This is a genomic window from Paenibacillus sp. J22P277, from assembly GCF_059383675.1.
Map to the genome: position 1 here is coordinate 142,323 of NZ_JBXENS010000012.1, position 15,938 is coordinate 158,260.

General features: G+C 48.7%; 18 protein-coding genes and 1 pseudogene. 6 read left to right on the top strand and 13 right to left on the bottom strand.

Annotated elements, in window-relative coordinates; translation table 11 throughout:
- Nucleotides 1-10: 10 nt before the first annotated feature.
- The 4 genes from AC50YL_RS33595 to AC50YL_RS33610 all read left to right on the top strand — a co-directional run bounded on the left by AC50YL_RS33595 (nt 11) and on the right by AC50YL_RS33610 (nt 3,602).
- The gene (locus tag AC50YL_RS33595; RefSeq protein WP_494837732.1) at nt 11-1,168 is read left to right on the top strand and encodes a Ger(x)C family spore germination protein; all 1,158 of its coding nucleotides are present in this window, start codon (nt 11-13) and stop codon (nt 1,166-1,168) included.
- Between the two features lie 23 nt (nt 1,169-1,191).
- A complete protein-coding gene (locus AC50YL_RS33600; protein ID WP_494837733.1) occupies nt 1,192-2,292 on the top strand; it encodes a GerAB/ArcD/ProY family transporter in 1,101 nt (366 codons plus the stop codon).
- 79 nt (nt 2,293-2,371) lie between these two features.
- Complete coding sequence (locus AC50YL_RS33605; protein ID WP_494837734.1) at nt 2,372-3,124, top strand: SDR family oxidoreductase; 753 nt, start codon at nt 2,372-2,374, stop codon at nt 3,122-3,124.
- A gap of 82 nt (nt 3,125-3,206) precedes the next feature.
- Nucleotides 3,207-3,602 carry a response regulator gene (locus AC50YL_RS33610; protein ID WP_494837735.1) on the top strand — a complete coding sequence of 132 codons (396 nt, stop codon included), beginning with the start codon at nt 3,207-3,209 and terminating at the stop codon, nt 3,600-3,602.
- A 613-nt stretch (nt 3,603-4,215) separates the two neighbouring features.
- Here the strand turns inward: AC50YL_RS33610 and AC50YL_RS33615 are convergent.
- The 3 genes from AC50YL_RS33615 to AC50YL_RS33625 form a co-directional block, all read right to left on the bottom strand.
- Nucleotides 4,216-5,130 (bottom strand): alkaline phosphatase family protein, encoded by a 915-nt coding sequence (locus AC50YL_RS33615; RefSeq protein ID WP_494837736.1) that lies wholly within the window; start codon nt 5,128-5,130, stop codon nt 4,216-4,218.
- A 93-nt stretch (nt 5,131-5,223) separates the two neighbouring features.
- Nucleotides 5,224-6,024 carry a COG4705 family protein gene (locus AC50YL_RS33620; RefSeq protein ID WP_494837737.1) on the bottom strand — a complete coding sequence of 267 codons (801 nt, stop codon included), beginning with the start codon at nt 6,022-6,024 and terminating at the stop codon, nt 5,224-5,226.
- A complete protein-coding gene (locus tag AC50YL_RS33625) occupies nt 5,963-6,412 on the bottom strand; it encodes an MFS transporter (RefSeq protein WP_494837738.1) in 450 nt (149 codons plus the stop codon). The genes AC50YL_RS33620 and AC50YL_RS33625 overlap by 62 nt, the downstream gene beginning before the upstream one ends.
- Here AC50YL_RS33625 and AC50YL_RS33630 point away from each other — a divergent pair.
- Nucleotides 6,354-6,497, top strand: coding sequence for a hypothetical protein (locus AC50YL_RS33630; RefSeq protein WP_494837752.1), 144 nt, complete (start codon nt 6,354-6,356; stop codon nt 6,495-6,497). The genes AC50YL_RS33625 and AC50YL_RS33630 overlap by 59 nt on opposite strands.
- A gap of 129 nt (nt 6,498-6,626) precedes the next feature.
- On the opposite strand, the gene AC50YL_RS33635 is transcribed toward AC50YL_RS33630, so the two are convergent.
- The 9 genes from AC50YL_RS33635 to AC50YL_RS33675 form a co-directional block, all read right to left on the bottom strand.
- Entirely contained in the window at nt 6,627-7,793 is a 1,167-nt protein-coding gene (locus AC50YL_RS33635; protein WP_494837739.1) for an MGDG synthase family glycosyltransferase, read from the bottom strand.
- A gap of 139 nt (nt 7,794-7,932) precedes the next feature.
- Nucleotides 7,933-8,382, bottom strand: coding sequence for a divergent PAP2 family protein (locus AC50YL_RS33640; protein WP_494837740.1), 450 nt, complete (start codon nt 8,380-8,382; stop codon nt 7,933-7,935).
- A gap of 42 nt (nt 8,383-8,424) precedes the next feature.
- On the bottom strand, nt 8,425-8,976 hold the full coding sequence (locus tag AC50YL_RS33645) for a hypothetical protein (RefSeq protein ID WP_494837741.1): 552 nt from the start codon (nt 8,974-8,976) through the stop codon (nt 8,425-8,427).
- Nucleotides 8,976-9,587 carry a DedA family protein gene (locus AC50YL_RS33650; protein ID WP_494837742.1) on the bottom strand — a complete coding sequence of 204 codons (612 nt, stop codon included), beginning with the start codon at nt 9,585-9,587 and terminating at the stop codon, nt 8,976-8,978. Before AC50YL_RS33650 ends, AC50YL_RS33645 begins: the two co-directional genes overlap by 1 nt.
- A gap of 33 nt (nt 9,588-9,620) precedes the next feature.
- Nucleotides 9,621-10,445 carry an undecaprenyl-diphosphate phosphatase gene (locus tag AC50YL_RS33655; RefSeq protein WP_494837743.1) on the bottom strand — a complete coding sequence of 275 codons (825 nt, stop codon included), beginning with the start codon at nt 10,443-10,445 and terminating at the stop codon, nt 9,621-9,623.
- Between the two features lie 171 nt (nt 10,446-10,616).
- Entirely contained in the window at nt 10,617-11,303 is a 687-nt protein-coding gene (locus tag AC50YL_RS33660) for a response regulator transcription factor (protein ID WP_494837744.1), read from the bottom strand.
- A gap of 6 nt (nt 11,304-11,309) precedes the next feature.
- Complete coding sequence (locus AC50YL_RS33665) at nt 11,310-12,776, bottom strand: sensor histidine kinase (protein ID WP_494837745.1); 1,467 nt, start codon at nt 12,774-12,776, stop codon at nt 11,310-11,312.
- Nucleotides 12,777-13,191: 415 nt separating this feature from the next.
- Nucleotides 13,192-13,863, bottom strand: a complete 672-nt coding sequence (locus AC50YL_RS33670) for a phosphatase PAP2 family protein (protein WP_494837746.1) — start codon at nt 13,861-13,863, stop codon at nt 13,192-13,194.
- A gap of 73 nt (nt 13,864-13,936) precedes the next feature.
- On the bottom strand, nt 13,937-14,707 hold the full coding sequence (locus AC50YL_RS33675) for a YheC/YheD family protein (RefSeq protein ID WP_494837747.1): 771 nt from the start codon (nt 14,705-14,707) through the stop codon (nt 13,937-13,939).
- A gap of 185 nt (nt 14,708-14,892) precedes the next feature.
- Here AC50YL_RS33675 and AC50YL_RS33680 point away from each other — a divergent pair.
- Nucleotides 14,893-15,390, top strand: a pseudogene (locus tag AC50YL_RS33680) (SDR family oxidoreductase); the annotation flags it as partial.
- A gap of 366 nt (nt 15,391-15,756) precedes the next feature.
- Here AC50YL_RS33680 and AC50YL_RS33685 read toward each other — a convergent pair.
- Nucleotides 15,757-15,938 (bottom strand): hypothetical protein (locus AC50YL_RS33685; protein WP_494837748.1); only part of this gene is annotated, 182 nt, incomplete at its 5' end.

Genomic DNA, 15,938 nt, shown 5'->3' on the forward strand with positions numbered 1-15,938 from the left:
GAGTCTCAAAATGCTCGCGACGATAATTCTTAGCATCTTGATTATTATGACCTGCGGCTGCACGGATTTCGTTGAACCCAACCAATTGGCTTTCGTATTGGGTACGGGATTCGACGTTACGGAGGAAGGCAAAATCGAGATGAGCTATCAGATCGTGATTCCTTCTCAAATGGCCTCTTCCAAAGGAGTATCGAGTTCCGAAAATTCTCGCGGTTTCGTCGTCGTCTCCGCGGTGGGAAAGGACATCTACGAAGCCTCTCAGATCGTTCAAAGCCAGATGTCACGAAAGCTGTTGATCAGCCATCGGATCGTAAACGTGTTCAGCGAACAGTTCTTTGATAAGTTCAACGTGATTGAATTTTATGACAAATTGGTTAGAGATCCGGCGAATAATATGAGGGATCTCTTGATTGTCGTCAAGGACGCAAAGGCAAAAGATTTTCTGCAGCTGCAACACCCGATGGAGCACCTTTCCAGTATCGGAGCAGGCAAAGAACTCGCGATCAACGGAGTTAACGGATTTTCCACGAGACAATTCGTCATCGACAATCTTTCCGAAGGAACAAGGCCGATCGCTCCGATGTTTTCGATTCGGTATTTGAAATCAAATGAAAAACATAAGCAACCGATCGCCGTGTTTACCGGGTTTGCCGCGCTCGGCAAAGAGAGCAAAATTAATATAACGTTAGATAAGGAAGAAGGATCCGCTGCCATCTGGATGGCCGGTAAAGGGAGAAATCAAGACATCACGATTCCATGGAAAGACGGCAAAGGGGTATTATCTTTCAGGCTGACGCACTTAAGACGGGTAATCGATTGCACGGTTGCAAGAGGATCCGATCCCAATCGCGCCGTCCTTAAGGTTCGGGCGCAAGCTTATCTGATCGAAAATACGACGTCGATCGACTTGTCCGATGGCGACAACATGAAGGAAGTTCAAAAATACGTAAACGAATATATTCAACGCAAATTTCATCGAATCATGATAAAAACGCAAAATACGGGAACCGACATTTACGGCATCGGAGAGGCCTTTCATCATAAGTATCCTGCGTGGTGGAAATCGCGCAAAGAAGGATGGGACGCCGGCTTCAAGGATGTCGTCGTGAAAATCGAGGCGGATGTTAGATTTCGTTCGATCGGAATGAGCGGCAAGAAGTTGAAATAAATCGAAGGCAGAGGAATGGAAACATGAATATAAGCGGTTATCAACTGTTTTGGCTAGTCTGCATCTCTTCGATCATCGAGATTTCTTATATCCCCATTCGCTTAGCCACCGAACAAGCGAACCAGGATTGCTGGATTTCCATCTTAATCGGAGGCTCGGCCATGCTGGTTCTCACTTGGATCATGCTTCGGGTGTGCATGCGGTACAAGCATAGAACCTTGGTCGGCTTTCTGAAGGACGTTCTCGGAACTTGGATCGGAAAGCTCGTCGTCTTGGCGTATTTCGCGCATTGGTTCTTGAAGATGGAACTGATTACGAGAAGTTTAGGAGAATTCCATAACGTCGTCCTCCTTCACAGCACCCCTACGATCGTCATCCATTCGTGTTTGCTGTTTCTGGTCGTATATGCGGTTTGCAGAGGCGGAATCCAAACCGTTAGCCGCTGCGCCGAATTTATCGGTCCCTTATTCGTTTTTACCCTTTATGTCCAAATTTTTCTGAATCCGCAAGATATGAGTTTTGGCCGGTTATTACCGATATTCGCCGATACGGGCTGGCACGGGATATTGCGCGGAGCGTTTTACTCGTTTAGCCAACTTATGGATCCTACGATCGTGCTTATGTTGTTCTTTTTTTCGGATAATAAGAAAAAGGCCGTGAAAGCTGTCTTGGGAGGAATAACGGTTGCGATGGCATGGGGAGTGATCACCAGCGTCGTACTTATCTTGGTGGAAGGCCCGAAGCTAGCTCCCGCTCTTGTAGCGCCAGTATATTCTCTGTCGAAGGTCGTCAAAATTCTTAACTTCATACAGAACATCGATGCCTTCTTTATCCCTTTCTGGCTGCTGGGCGCTTTTATCAAATTAGCGGTTTACTTGTTCATTTTGAGTTACGGATTGTCCGAGTGGCTGGGAATCAAAAAGTGGAAACCGCTTGCCTGCTTAATGTCGGTAGCGTTACTCGTTTACACCACTCTTGCTACGAATAATTTGAAGCTTGTTTTCCCGCTAAAGAGCCCGTTTCAGAACCTTTTTTTCAACCCGTTCGTATATGCGTTCGTACCTATGCTTCTCTGGTTGATCGGCAGCATCAAAAAACGAGTAAAACCCGTTGTCACGGAATAAGACCCCTCGTCGTTATATGCATGTTCGAAAATAAAACAGACCCGTAAACAACGGGCTAAACCATAGGAGGAATTTCAAAATGAAAATCGTCGTAGTCGGCGGCAGCGGTCTTATCGGCAAACCTCTCGTAAGCACTCTTCAAACGCAAGGTCACGACGTCGTCGTGGCATCGCCGTCCCGCGGCATCAATTCCGTAACGGGCGAAGGCTTAGCCGAAGCGCTTAAAGGCGCGGACGTCGTCGTGGACGTATCGAACTCCCCTTCCTTCGACGACGGTCCGGTCATGGAATTTTTCGACAAATCGACGCGGAACCTGCTGGCCGCCGAGAAAGTCGCGGGCGTGAAGCATCATGTCGCGCTGTCCGTCGTCGGGACGGAACGCATGCTCGCCGGCGGCTACTTCCGCGCGAAGATGAACCAAGAGAAATTGATCGAGGAAGCCGGCGTTCCTTATACGATCGTACGCGCTACGCAATTTTTTGAATTCATCGGAGGCATCGCTTATGTCGCGACCGAAGGGAACACCGTACGTCTTCCGTCCGCGACGATGCAGCCGATGGCCGCGGCGGACGTCTCTGCTTCGCTCGTCCCCTTCGTGCTCGGAAAGCCCTTGAACGGCCTCGCGGACGTTGCGGGTCCAGAAAAAATCCGCATGGATGAGCTCGCTCGCCGCTTCCTGAGCGCGCAGAAAGACGAGCGCACGGTCGTAAAGGACGACAACGCGGGATACTTCGGCAATATTCCGGTAAACGATCAAACGCTCGTTCCGGCGGGCGAAGCTGTCATCATGTCCACCCGCTTCGAGGATTGGTTGAAAAACAATTCCAAATAAGCCGGACTCGAAAAAATAGAAAAGCGAATCGCAAAGAACCCTTAACCATAGGGTTTTTTGCTTTGCGGAGGATGGGGAACCCGTGTATAAAGTTCTAATCGTGGACGACGAGCCCCAAGTCATATCGGGCCTTCGAAGACAAGTCGACTGGGAAGAGTTCAACATGGAGATAGCGCTGGCGGCGACGAGCGCGGAAGAAGCGTTGTCCGTGCTGGGTAACGAGCCGATCGATTTGCTCGTCTCGGATATCAACATGCCTCTAATGGACGGCTTAACGTTATTGGAGCAAGCAAAGAAAACGAGCCCCACTGCGGGGGCGGTAAGGGGCGGACTGGGACGGTCGCGGCTGGTACCCTCTTGGCTTTGGGTGCTGCATATGACCTGGAGGATGCGGAGACTAAAGCGAAGCAGATACGGTCGATTATTGATATCAAACCGATACAGAAAGCTGCTTTGGAGAAGATTCATAGTTAAGTAAAAAGGAAATGCTTTTATTGAGCATTTCCTTTTTGCTTATTCCAAGCTAAAGGAAGTATGGCAGGCAATTTCCTGAGATATCAACCTGTTTTGCTTCCATTCTATCGCCTCTATTTTTAATATTTCTTCCTATGGGCACAAAAAAGGCCAAGCGGTGCTTCCACTTAGCCAATTCGACCGATACTAGATGATCTCTGCAGTCCCTCTCCATTCAGTAAGTCAGAAACAACAGTTGCGAGTTTGAGCCTGCAATCAATGTTCCACTAGCGAGTAATTTTAGCGGGTTTGCAGTTGCCGGTAACTTCACGGGAGGAAATCGAAAAGTGCGGATCGTTGAAAATCCTGTGCGCGAGCACCGTTCGGTATAACGGAACGAACAGCTAATCTAATGCCGATCTTCCCCATGGACATTCACAACACCATGTAGGGTCCAATCAAAAAAGGGATTAGCCACAATTTCAGGCAGAGCTTACTAAGTTCTGCCTGTTTCTACCTATATAGTACGTATTTTTTGAACAGATCATTATAATTAACGAAACTGAGAATTTGAGGAAATGATCATTAAAAAAATGATGAGAAATCCGGTCTTCCGTTCCCTCTTCCTCTCTTGTGACTCATTTCCAGACATCAGTAATCGGTTCTGCAGTACGGCTTGCTCCTAAACGAGGAAGAACATAGAGATCTTCAATGGTTCGGAGCATGTTATAATGGTTGATTTTCTGCGTATACTTTCCTGGTTTTATCATTGCACCAGTCAAGATGACCGGAATCTGGTTCTTCTTGGAATTATCGTCTTCATCCCAGGTGACGACCAGCAAGCTATGATGCGTCTTTGCCCATGCCGCGTAGGGACCGATATTCTTCTTCAGCCAATCATCCGCTTCCTTGACCGTCCCGTCGTGCATGTCGTCCTGATGATTGGGAATGACGAATGAAACGGTCGGCAGTTTGGAGTAATCCTTGGGAAAGGCGGTGAACGGCTGATTCAGCTTAGCGGGAATCGTCGTGAATTGTACCCAGGGATTGTGTTTCCGTCCATATCCCCCCGCCCAGCAGCCTGTAAATCCGACTTTCGGCAAATCCTCGGAATAGCCCGTAAAAGTCATATGTGCTTTCAGCAATTCCGCGCCTAAATTGTCGGTCTTGAACGGTTTGTTGCAGGAATCATCTTTGACGCCTTGCTTCGACCCGGAGAACAGCGCGAGATAATTGGGCTGGCTTGGATGGGTGATCGCGTAGGCATTGGTGAACAAGGCTCCTTGGTAAATCAGCTGGTTCATATAGGATGCATGACTGCTGCCGACGATTTGTTTGTATGCATGATTCTCCTCCACAACGATGACGATGTGATCGACCTGGATATCCGGAAACTTAGGCACGCTGAATGCCGTTTCCCCAGCAGGCGCCTCCGATAATTCCGCAGTGCCCGGCTCTGCATCCAAATGCAGCTGCCTAGAGAAGCTGCAGCCTGTTCCGAGCGCCGCCATGAGAAGAAGGCTAATCATCCATTTCGAGCTGTGTTTTAACATTTGTATTAAGCTTCCTTTCCGAGATCCGTAAATGAGTGCAAGTACCTTCACGGACAAAAGCCTGTTGGTTTTACCGCCAACAGGCCAGCCTGATTAATATTCTTTTGCCAAATCAGCGTCGATTTCTGTACTTTGGGCGGGTGAACCGCCTCGAAAGACGACCAAGATGACTATGAGGATCGTCAAGACGAACGTTACAGGCCCTTTGCCCAGTTCTAAGCCGCCACTGTCATGCGCCGCTGATAACCAATCTGCGAACGATGCGCCCACAGGGCGCGTCATAATGTACGCGAACCAAAAGGCGACGATTTCCTTCATTCCAAATAGCCAGAAGCCAATCGCCGGAATGGCCAAAATAACGGTAAACATCACACCGGATGCGAGGTAACCGAGATGCATGTTCGACGCAGTCATGTCACCGGCCGCCGTGCCCAGGGCAAATGTCGTCAAGACGGTGAGCCAGTAGAAGACCTCTCGCCTTCGGGTGAAAATGCTGTGTACGGACAGCGTCTTCTCTTTCCTGTACCATACGATGAGTATGGCCGCAAGCGCCGCAGCGAAAAATAGCGTAGAGGCGATATATGGTATGCCTAGTCCTACGCGGACAACGTCAGCGGCTGTCGTACCGAAGATGCTGACCATGACGACAACAAGCCAGTAAATGTCGGCGACGTATCGCCGCACTTTGAATTGCAGGATCATGGCGGCGACGAAGATCAGCACGCTAAGCGGCGCCGATATGAGCGGATTCAGATGCTCGAATAAATAATCCGACGCCACCTCGCCCATCCCCGTCGTCAACAGTTTCGTGATCCAAAAATAAAGCGTGATTTCAGGAACTTTGGCAAGCACACCCGCCGCATGTTCTTTGGTGACCGAAAGCATTTTGTTCATATCCAGGTTCCTTTCTACGGTTAGTACGCTTGCGTTCATTATAGGAATGAGTGCTTAAAAATCTCGTCCTTCTCGAAAACTTGTAGCAGCACGCAATGCCGGCAAAAATAACGGACGCCATCCAAAACGGGAATGGCGCGCTGACTCGTTCGGCCAGCCAGCCGCCCAAGGCCGGGCCGGCCACCACTCCGATGCCTTCGATCGTGGAGATTAACCCCCATCCCGCCCCAGCTGATTCTTGTGGCACGTAACGGGCTAGGTACGCATTCCATGCCGGTAGCAAAGAAGCATACGAAGCCCCTAATATCATCGCTAGAAGGACCGTTTCCATGAAGGTGCTCGAGAACGTCAACATCAACACCGCAGACGCGAACCGTCTTTCGATCATGCTTAGAAATCAGCGCCAGAAGCCCGCAGACGCACAACATTCCATTCAAAATCGCGAAAGCGACATGGGCACCAATATCCATTAAGAAGTTCATAACGACCGGACCGAGTCCAAGACCGCACATCCAGAATAAATACCTCGGACGAATTCAATGAAGAATAAGAGGAGAAACCAGGCTGTCATTTCCGGGAATTCAAATTTCCGGCTCAAGCGGTTACGTATATTCATCGATAAGCAGCCTTCCCTGCAGCGAATTGCCCGGTTTTTTTTGCCCGCGGTTATTTATCGCCGCCATGACCTCTTGAACGATGATGTCCGCCGATGGTTGATCATGATAACTGCTAACCTGTTCTTGCTTGACGTTCAGCCTCCAAGCCAAGGCTTCTTGAACGGCCGCGTTCAGCTGCGATCGTTCATTGATGATTTTCAAAGATCCTTTGTCCTGCCAATATTCGGCGTTTGCTTTCTCTTGTCCGGGAAGCGGACGATAGACGATTACTGGCAACCGCATGGTTCTTGCTTCCGCGAGCGTAATGCCGCCCGCCTTTGAAATCAGGCAGGAGGAAACGGACATCAGCTCTTCGATATGCTCGACGAAGCCCATCACATGGACATACTCGTTCGTGCCGAAGGCTTCGGTCATCGCGCGGTAAAGGGAATTGTTTTTGCCGCAAACGAGAACGACCTCCGTTTCATGCGTCGATAGCTCCCGGGTGAGCGAGGCAACATCCGCAAGAACGCCATAGGCGCCGGCCATAAGAAGCACGATAGGCCGATTCCCATGTAACCCGTATTTCTGGAAGACAACTTGCTTCGGAACGGTATTTTGAAATGCCTGCCGTACAGGAATGCCGCTAATGGCAATTCGTTGACCGCTTACGCCCTTTTCCATCAACGCTGCTTTTAATTCACTGCTGGCCACGAAATATCGGTCCGTATTGGGATGGATCCACCGGTTATGCACCACATAATCGGTTACAATCGTCAAACAAGCAAAATCTGTATCTGCCTCGGATTTCAATTGCGTCATCGCCAGGAACGGAAAAGCGTGAATGACCACGTCAGGCTCTTCCCGCGCCGCTATCTCTTTCATTTTGGCCATGCCTAATGACCGAAGCCATCTGTTGAATGGTCCTTCCGGTTTCCACGCGTTCGTTAACGCATAAAACCAGCCGTACACTTTCGGGCAATAAATAGAGCCTTTATGAAAAGCGAATCGTGATAGCGCGTTCCATAATGGAAGTGTTTCCGCATAAGCATCTATGATTTTTACGTCGAATTGACCTGTATGTTCTAACCGTTCCTGCATGGTGCGGGCAACCTGATAGTGCCCATCTCCGTATTTAGCGTATATGATTACGATTTTGAGTTTCTGACTCATCTCGATCACTCCATTCGAATTGATCTAATGATGTGAAGTGAATCTGCAAAGCCGTGTAGAAAGATCATCAAAATACACGAATCGTCTAAACGATTGTTTTCTCGCCTACGCCTTCATTTTTGGATTGGATTACGCCTCATTAAGATAAAGCAAAATCAACGATCAAGCTGATCACAATTCCCAATCCGGCGCCCGCAAGCACTTCGACCGGGCGGTGCCCGAGCATTTCCTTTAACGTCGGATCGGCTTGTTCTTCGTTTTGCAGCATGGAAAACATTCGTGTAATACGGTTAAGGATGGATGCGTGCGTTCCGGCATGTCTCCGGATCCCTGCTGCATCGTACATAGTGATGACGCCGAACATAAAGGCAATCGCAAACATGGCGGAGGAGAAGCCCTCCATTAGACCGACTGCAGCTGCCAGTGCAGAAACGGCTGCGGAGTGCGAGCTTGGCATTCCCCCTGTACTGAAGGCAAGCTTCAAATTAATCGATCCGCGTGAAATGAAATGGATCGGGACTTTGATGAACTGAGCTGCGAATACAGCTATTAGTGCTGCGAGAAGCGGGAAATTATGAAGTACGCTCATGCTGCTTCGACTCCTTGCTCCGGTTTGACATCTTCGGGATCCTCACGGATTATTGTTTCCTCGTTTTCTTTTCTTCGCCAAGACGGCATTGCGCAAATTGCGTACCCCCTTAATCACGATCAGGACGGCCAGCACCATGACAGAAACATCCCTAATATTCAGCGATCCGCTTTCCGGGCTTGGCGAAGCTTTCTTGCTGTTGTCCCTGATCGTCTTTGCTCGAGCAAATGCTTCATTGGATAAGCTGAAGTCCATGCGATGTGTTTTCGTATCGGCCAGATGCCGTAGGCGAACATCAGCTTTATAATCCCCCGGTTTAAGCAACGGCGCATTCCGGAAAACAAGATGCTGCTCCTTCCCTGGCATAAAAGCGATGTCACGCATGGCCTTCAACGATCCGACTTCCTTGAATCGGTAGTCGTTCTGCGCGGATGCAATGGCCTTATTCAGCTTCACGGAAAGATCGGCATGCATCACCTGTGCGCTCGGATTCATGATCGTCAGCTCAATAATTGGAAGTCCTGCAGTCGTGAAGCGGTAATCGTAATGCTCGACGATAAGGTCGGCCATGGATACTACCGCGATGGGAAACATCAGGTTTGCTTCCTTTTCTTGCGTACAAGCCAAAATACGAGCAGTATGCACGCGAGTCCGGCGATTGCATAGCTAAGCGGATGAAGATAACGCTCTACGGCATCCGAGTTCGAGCCGAGCTTGTACCCTGCATAAGCCAACGCCATATTCCAGGGAATGCAGCCTAAGAAGGTGTATACTGCGAACTTCCCGAAGCGCATACCGGCAATTCCAGCCGGAAGCGAGATAAACGTGCGAACGAACGGCAAGTTCCGAGCGAAAAAAACGGTTCCTTCGCCATGACGGTCAAACCATCGTTGGGACTGATCAAAATGCGCGGCATTAAAAAAGACGTATTTCCCGTACCGTTCCAGCAGCTTCCTTCCACCACGGTCCCCGATATAATAAGCAATAACGGAGCCGACCAGATTTCCGAGCACACCGGCAACCACTACGGCCGTATATGACATCGACCCGCTCGCCGCCGCTGCGCCGCCGCTTAACAGAATCACTTCACTCGGAATCGGAATACAAGCACTTTCCAGGACCATGCCGATGAATATGCCGGCCAATCCCAAAGAATCGATCAATTGAACGGCCAAATGAGAGATCCATTCGAGAAATTGCTGCAATCCGCATCCTCCTCTCTTCTTAAGCCGGCTTGATTATGCCGTCAGCAGTAAATAGGCTAAAAATACGGCAGCGAGTACGAATCGGTAGTACGCAAAAGGTGCCAGCTTCAATCGTTCCAACAGCTTCAAGAAGGTCATTACGGCCAATAGCGCCACGACGAAAGCGACGATAAAACCGGTCGCGAAGAAACCCGCATCCGAAGCTGTCAGCGTGTCGTAGCTTTTAAGCAGCTCGTACCCGCTGGCCGTGACCATCATCGGAATCGCGATCAAGAACGAGAAATTCGTCGCCGCCCGATAACCGACGCCGGATAGCAATCCGCCGGCAATCGTCGCTCCGGACCTGGAGAAGCCCGGCCAGAGTGCCAAACATTGATATAAGCCGACCAGCATCGCTTGTTTATATGACAATTGATCCATGCCTTCGGCTTCGACCGCAGCCTGCTTCTTCTGGCCGATCAGCATGAATGCCCCGCCTAGAACCAAACCTGCCAGCACCGTATAAGGCGAAAATAAATAGTCTTTGATGAATGAATGCAGGACTAACCCGAGTACCATGGCGGGCAAGCAAGCCAATATGACATGGATAAGACTCAGCTTATGTGCCGAGACCGTGCTGCTGCCTCCATCCGGATTTAAACGGATAAAACCGAGCAAATTCAAAATTCTTCGCCAATAAATCACCGCAACTGCCAGAATGGCGCCGAGTTGAATGATGATTTCGAACGTATCCGCCTTGTCTCCGCTAAACCCGAGCAGCTTTCCGCTCAGAATCAAATGGCCCGTCGAGGACACAGGCAGAAACTCCGTCAACCCTTCCACGATGCCTTGGATGATGGCGGTGAAGATGTTTTCCATGAACACGTACACGCTCCTTTACGTTATAAAATGGACTACCTCCACTTTAGAGCCCATTCCTAAACCAAGCGTGAACCGTTTCTTAACATTTTCTTAACTGGCCTTAAACGTTTATGTCCTCCGACTAAGCAGGCAAAAAAAATAAAGCCTGATACATAATCAGGCTTTAGCTTACCCCTTGAAACGGTAGCCGGTTCCCCACACCGTTTCAATATAAGTCGGATCCGCAGAATCGTTTTCGATTTTTTCGCGGATCTTACGGATGTGTACCGTTACCGTCTGCAAATCGCCCAGCGCGTCGATGCCCCATATCTTCTCAAACAACTGTTCCTTGCTGAATACCCGGTTCGGATGACGAGCAAGCAGATAGAGCAGGTCGAACTCTTTGGTCGTCAAGGTCGTTTCCGACTCATTCACATACACTTTCCGCGTATCCGGATCAATGCGCAAACCGCGGATATGGATATCGTTTTTCATTTCTGCCGTACCAACCAATCGCTCATATCTGGTAATATGGGCCTTCACCCTGGCAACGAGCTCGGCTGGCTTAAACGGCTTCGTCATATAATCGTCCGCGCCGAGTCCGAGCCCGCGTATGATATCGATGTCCTCCCGTCGGGAGGAGACCATCAATATGGGAACATTTTTCTTCTCCCGTATTTTCTTGCATACCTCGAAGCCGTTCAGCTTCGGCAGCATTAGATCGAGAATAATCAAATCGTAGCTTCCGGATAAGCCCATCCTGAGGCCGGTATCACCGTCCGAAGCCAAATCGACTTTATAACCATTTATCTCTAAATAATCGCGTTGAAGCTCCAAAATCGTCACATCGTCTTCAATAAGAAGAATGCTTTTCACGATATATCATTCCTTTGTCGTAATGGGCAAACTAATCTCAATCGTCGTTCCCCTGCCTGGTTCGCTGGAAGCCCTAATGATGCCTCCGTGCCCCTCCATGATTTGCTTGGCAATGGCAAGTCCAAGGCCGCTGCCCCCCGTATGCGCATTACGAGATTCATCCGAGCGGTAGAAGCGTTCGAATATATGCGGGAGCGCATTCGGATCGATACCGATCCCGTTATCCGTGATCCTAAGGACAGCTAATCCGTCTTGAAGGGAAGCCGTCAACGTTATGACCTGTTCGCGTTTGTCCATATACCTGACACTATTCTGAATAATATTGTTGAGCACCCGCTTAAAATGATCCCTATCCAAAGAAACGGCCGTATTGGGATCTAACCGGATGTCGGCTCGGAAATCGATATTTCGTTTCTCGAGTTCAAATTGCAGCTCCTCCGACCAATCAAGAAGAAACGGAACCAGGTTCACCGTTTCGAACTGGAAAGGTTGACGGTTCAAATCCAGCTTGGAATAAAGAAACAACTCTTGGATCAGATGATCCATTTCATCCGCTTTGACCGCAATGGTATGCATATACTTGACGTTCTTCTCTGGCGTATCGGCAATCCCGTCCAAAATGCCGTCAATATAGCCTCGGATAGCCGTAAGCGGCGTTCGCAGGTCATGCGATATATTCGCGATCAATTCTTTGCGATTCTCTTCATACTGCGTTTGAACTTGGATCGATTGCTGAAGCCGGAATCGCATCTCTTCGAAAGCGATGCCCAATTGGCTGATTTCGTCCTTCCCCTCGATATGAAGCCGGAAATCCAGATTCCCTTCTTTGATTTCGCTGGCCGCGTTGCGAAGCGCCTGAAGCGGACGAATGATGCGTTTCGACATGAATGTCGTCAGTAAGACGTGGGTCAGCACCAAGACACAGAGCAAGGCAATGAATAAAGTCGGAAAATACTTGCGGATGTAATAAGTGAAGGGATCGACTTTCGTAATGATGAACAGCGTCCCGTGCCCGTTATTCGCATAACCGAAATCAAATTGCAGGAACGAATAGTCCGAGCCGGCTATTTTTCTGACGGGGTATTCGCTAAAGTCATCTTGCCCCTTAAACGGGGGCAAATCCGTCGTTAAACTCGAAATTTGCTGTATGCCGGGCGAACGGTAGACAATTGCGCCGTTCACGCGAACGGTCAATCCGGAGTCTTTGTTCTGAAGCTCCGCCGTCATCTCATCAAGATATGTGCGGTCCATCAGCAAATCAGGTTCGCGCTGAACTGAACGTTTGATTTCTTTTGCAATATGTTCCACATCGGAATGATCGAATCGATCCTCTGTGGACTCGTAGAGCCCTTTTAAGTTTTGCAAATCCCCCCGAAAGAACACGACCATGAGCAACGAAATAAGGAGGATGGAAACCAACGGGATGACCAACATCGCCGCATAGGATACAAGCAACTTCATACGTATGGACATGCAAGGAAATCTCCTCTGCGCTTACGCTTCTTTGCGGGCAATCATCATGAATCCGAACGAAAAAAATAATACCAACCTTGGAAGGATGAACAATGACGGGTTCAACAAAGTTGTCCACCTGCGGAGTTAACCGTTATCCGAAATTCCAACCGCTCCCTGCACGCTGAAGCTTTGAAACGTTTTTGTTTGCTTCAACGCCTTTTGTAAGCATCGTAGCCGGAAGTTCCGGCAGGCGCGGTAAACCCGATTGCAGCTATCACGATCCCACTAATGCCGATCGCACCGCCTAACACCATCCACTTTCTATTCAATACTCTGCCTCCTTCGGTAAGGGTGACTGCTTACTCAGGATAAGCAAAGCATCTAAATAATTGGTGAATTAGGTCTTAAAATTCTCTTAACTTCCGTTTGGACTCTACGTGCGAGCCCGAAATTTCTTCGATCGCCACCGCTCCTCCAAACCGTGCTCGTACCAACCGATGCTTACTGTCAACCAAGCGGCGCTTATGAGATATCCGCCGATAACGTCGCTCGGATAATGAACGCCGAGATAAATTCGGCTCAAGCCGATCATAAGGATCATCGTGAACCCAATGACGATAACAACGACTCGCATTCCCGCATGCCGCGCATGTTTCCATAGAAAATAAACGGTTTGACCGTAGAGCGTAAACGCAGACATGGAATGGCCGCTGGGAAAGCTATATCCCGCTGCATTAATAATTCGGTGAAGATCCGGCCTTGTCCGATGAAAAACTTGTTTCAAGAGAATATTAAACAGACTCGAGAGAAGAATGACGCCGACGAAGAAGATCAATTCTCTGCGATATCCGATTATAATCAACACCAGCACGATGCATAGTGTAATTAGTGTCACGTAGAGTCCTGAGCCAGCTGTCGTAAAGTTTTTCATTACACTCGTCACTCTAGTCGAGCTAAAGCTTTGAATAGCATCCGTGATTCGATTATCGAAGGCAGCGATCCAATGTTGCTCGATGGATAAGGCCAGTCCTGCAAATAAAATAATGATGACGACTGCGCTCACAGTCGATCGAAACATCACGGTTTTAAGAAAACGCAAGCTCATGCTTCTCCCTCGCTTGTAAGATGAACGTGCAAAAAGAGAGTCTTCCCTGTAATAGGTCGACTCTCTTATAGTATTACTTCGGATAAGCCTTTGCATACCGCATGATTTTCTTAAATACGTTTGGATCCGGATGCTTCTTGAATATATAGGGATCCGGGCACGTATTCACCTCTAGGATCCAAGGATGCATCGTTTTGTCCATTGCAATGTCGAGCCCGATCATGCAAACGCCCGGAAAAGTGTTTTGTATCGCTTTGCCTGTTAGAATGCCAATCTTAGCCAGCGTATTCAACTTTGATTGTACATGCTCCGTATGTTCTCGTAGTAGACGATTTGCCGCAATGATTTTTCCGCCGCTATGGTAATTGGTGACGATTTTATTTTTTGCGGCAACCCTTCCGATGATTCCCGTCGTTTCCCAAGTACGTTTTGGCGAATATTGAACCATCACTCGAATATCGAACTTTCTTCCTTCATGCTCCAGCAATCGAATTCCCTTCTGAACGAGGTACCGCTTTCCATTTGTATGTTGATGGATGGATCTATAAAGGGAAGCGTATGCTCGAAAGATAAGTATCTTCTTGTCAAGCTGATACCGATAGACTGTTCCTGCTCGCTCTACACGCATAACGCCATTACCGAACGAACCGAATTCCGGCTTAATATACACCATCCCAAACCGTCTTAAGTGACGAAGAAGCGATGCACGTGTCATTCGCAACGTTTCAGGTACATAGGGTTGCAATTCATGGTATTTGCGGATCGCAACGGTTTTTCTCCATTTACTCGCTACAAAGCGAATCACAGTTTCTCCCCTTTTCAAGATGTTGATGTTGTACTCCAAGCTATTCAACTTTCCGCATACGATGCTGGGCAAATATCAAGTTCAAGCAAATTTAATAACTTCTATCTGATTGCGTTCATTGTCCGATGAAAATAAGTTCTAGCCTGAAAGCGTTGATTTGACGCTATTTTTAGGGATATCGTCTTTTTTTAAGGCAAGATTGAAGTTACTTCGATCATCTCGTCGTTACCGCTGCCGGAGGTGGGTCTTCCAATGGCCCCTTTGGTTCTTTGGGAATCGGTGTTGCGAGGGCTGAGTTTGACGGCAAGTTCTGGGGGCAGTACACAACAGTGAAAGCCGCCTTTCCTTATATCAGGGAGTCCGGGTCGATTACGCTGACTTCCGGTGTACTTGCCGCACGACCGATAAAGGGCGCCTCGACGCTGGTTGCGCTAAATAACACAGCCATTGAGGGTCTTGCCCGTGTTTTGGCGATGGACTTGGCGCCGATACGAGTCAATGTTGTGTCGCCAGGGATGGTGGATACACCTGTTTACAGTGGAATGGGAATGGACGCCGAAAGCCTTGCAGCGATGTTCCAAAAGGTTGCCCAGTCACTTTTAATACAGCACGTTGCAAAGCCCGAAGAGATCGCTGAGGCGTACGTGTACTTGGCGACAAATACATACACGACCGGGTCTGTGCTTCAAGTAGAGGGTGGTGCAATCCTGGCTGGTATCTAAATAATGGAGAATCCTACCACAGCAGCACCTACGCTTGCCTTCGGTTGCCGACTTTGACGGTACATCCCCTCTTCTATCCGGATAGCGGTTATACATTGGAGGGATCCTGCGAATAAGCGAGCATTCGTGAGAAAACTAAATCGTACCGAGGGAGTTGAGTTGTAGTCGGTCGTCCCTGACTGCCCTCAACATGCGAATCCCTTCCTTACGTCGGATATGAGATCAAGTTCTTGTCATTTTCGGAAATGGGATAAAGTTCTTGTCATTTGGTTTTGACAAGAACTTTATCCCATAAATGCAAAAAGACCGATTTTCGAGCGCCTTTAATGAGATAATGTTCTTGTCACCTGACATTAAACCCTATTTTTAGTCATTCGTTATCCCACGTATCGAATCCATCGGCGAGTCAGTGATCAGGAAGTTTTTTACGATCGGGGAAAGGACATGCGGATCCATGTGATGGTTTTGTCCTTTAAGACATAGATATTGTCCAATTGGAAGATGGGTGGCCATCCGCTCATTTGCTTGCCTAAACCCTTCTTTGCTTT

What these genes read in the sequence shown, in the direction of transcription:
- AC50YL_RS33630 (WP_494837752.1), top strand. Translation starts at nt 6,354, where the DNA reads ATGAAGGTGCTCGAGAACGTCAACATCAACACCGCAGACGCGAACCGT.
- AC50YL_RS33600 (WP_494837733.1), top strand. Translation starts at nt 1,192, where the DNA reads ATGAATATAAGCGGTTATCAACTGTTTTGGCTAGTCTGCATCTCTTCG.
- AC50YL_RS33640 (WP_494837740.1), bottom strand. Translation starts at nt 8,382, where the DNA reads ATGAGCGTACTTCATAATTTCCCGCTTCTCGCAGCACTAATAGCTGTA.
- AC50YL_RS33645 (WP_494837741.1), bottom strand. Translation starts at nt 8,976, where the DNA reads ATGTTTCCCATCGCGGTAGTATCCATGGCCGACCTTATCGTCGAGCAT.
- AC50YL_RS33655 (WP_494837743.1), bottom strand. Translation starts at nt 10,445, where the DNA reads ATGGAAAACATCTTCACCGCCATCATCCAAGGCATCGTGGAAGGGTTG.
- AC50YL_RS33665 (WP_494837745.1), bottom strand. Translation starts at nt 12,776, where the DNA reads ATGTCCATACGTATGAAGTTGCTTGTATCCTATGCGGCGATGTTGGTC.
- AC50YL_RS33605 (WP_494837734.1), top strand. Translation starts at nt 2,372, where the DNA reads ATGAAAATCGTCGTAGTCGGCGGCAGCGGTCTTATCGGCAAACCTCTC.
- AC50YL_RS33635 (WP_494837739.1), bottom strand. Translation starts at nt 7,793, where the DNA reads ATGAGTCAGAAACTCAAAATCGTAATCATATACGCTAAATACGGAGAT.
- AC50YL_RS33625 (WP_494837738.1), bottom strand. Translation starts at nt 6,412, where the DNA reads ATGATCGAAAGACGGTTCGCGTCTGCGGTGTTGATGTTGACGTTCTCG.
- AC50YL_RS33615 (WP_494837736.1), bottom strand. Translation starts at nt 5,130, where the DNA reads ATGTTAAAACACAGCTCGAAATGGATGATTAGCCTTCTTCTCATGGCG.
- AC50YL_RS33620 (WP_494837737.1), bottom strand. Translation starts at nt 6,024, where the DNA reads ATGAACAAAATGCTTTCGGTCACCAAAGAACATGCGGCGGGTGTGCTT.
- AC50YL_RS33670 (WP_494837746.1), bottom strand. Translation starts at nt 13,863, where the DNA reads ATGAGCTTGCGTTTTCTTAAAACCGTGATGTTTCGATCGACTGTGAGC.
- AC50YL_RS33595 (WP_494837732.1), top strand. Translation starts at nt 11, where the DNA reads ATGCTCGCGACGATAATTCTTAGCATCTTGATTATTATGACCTGCGGC.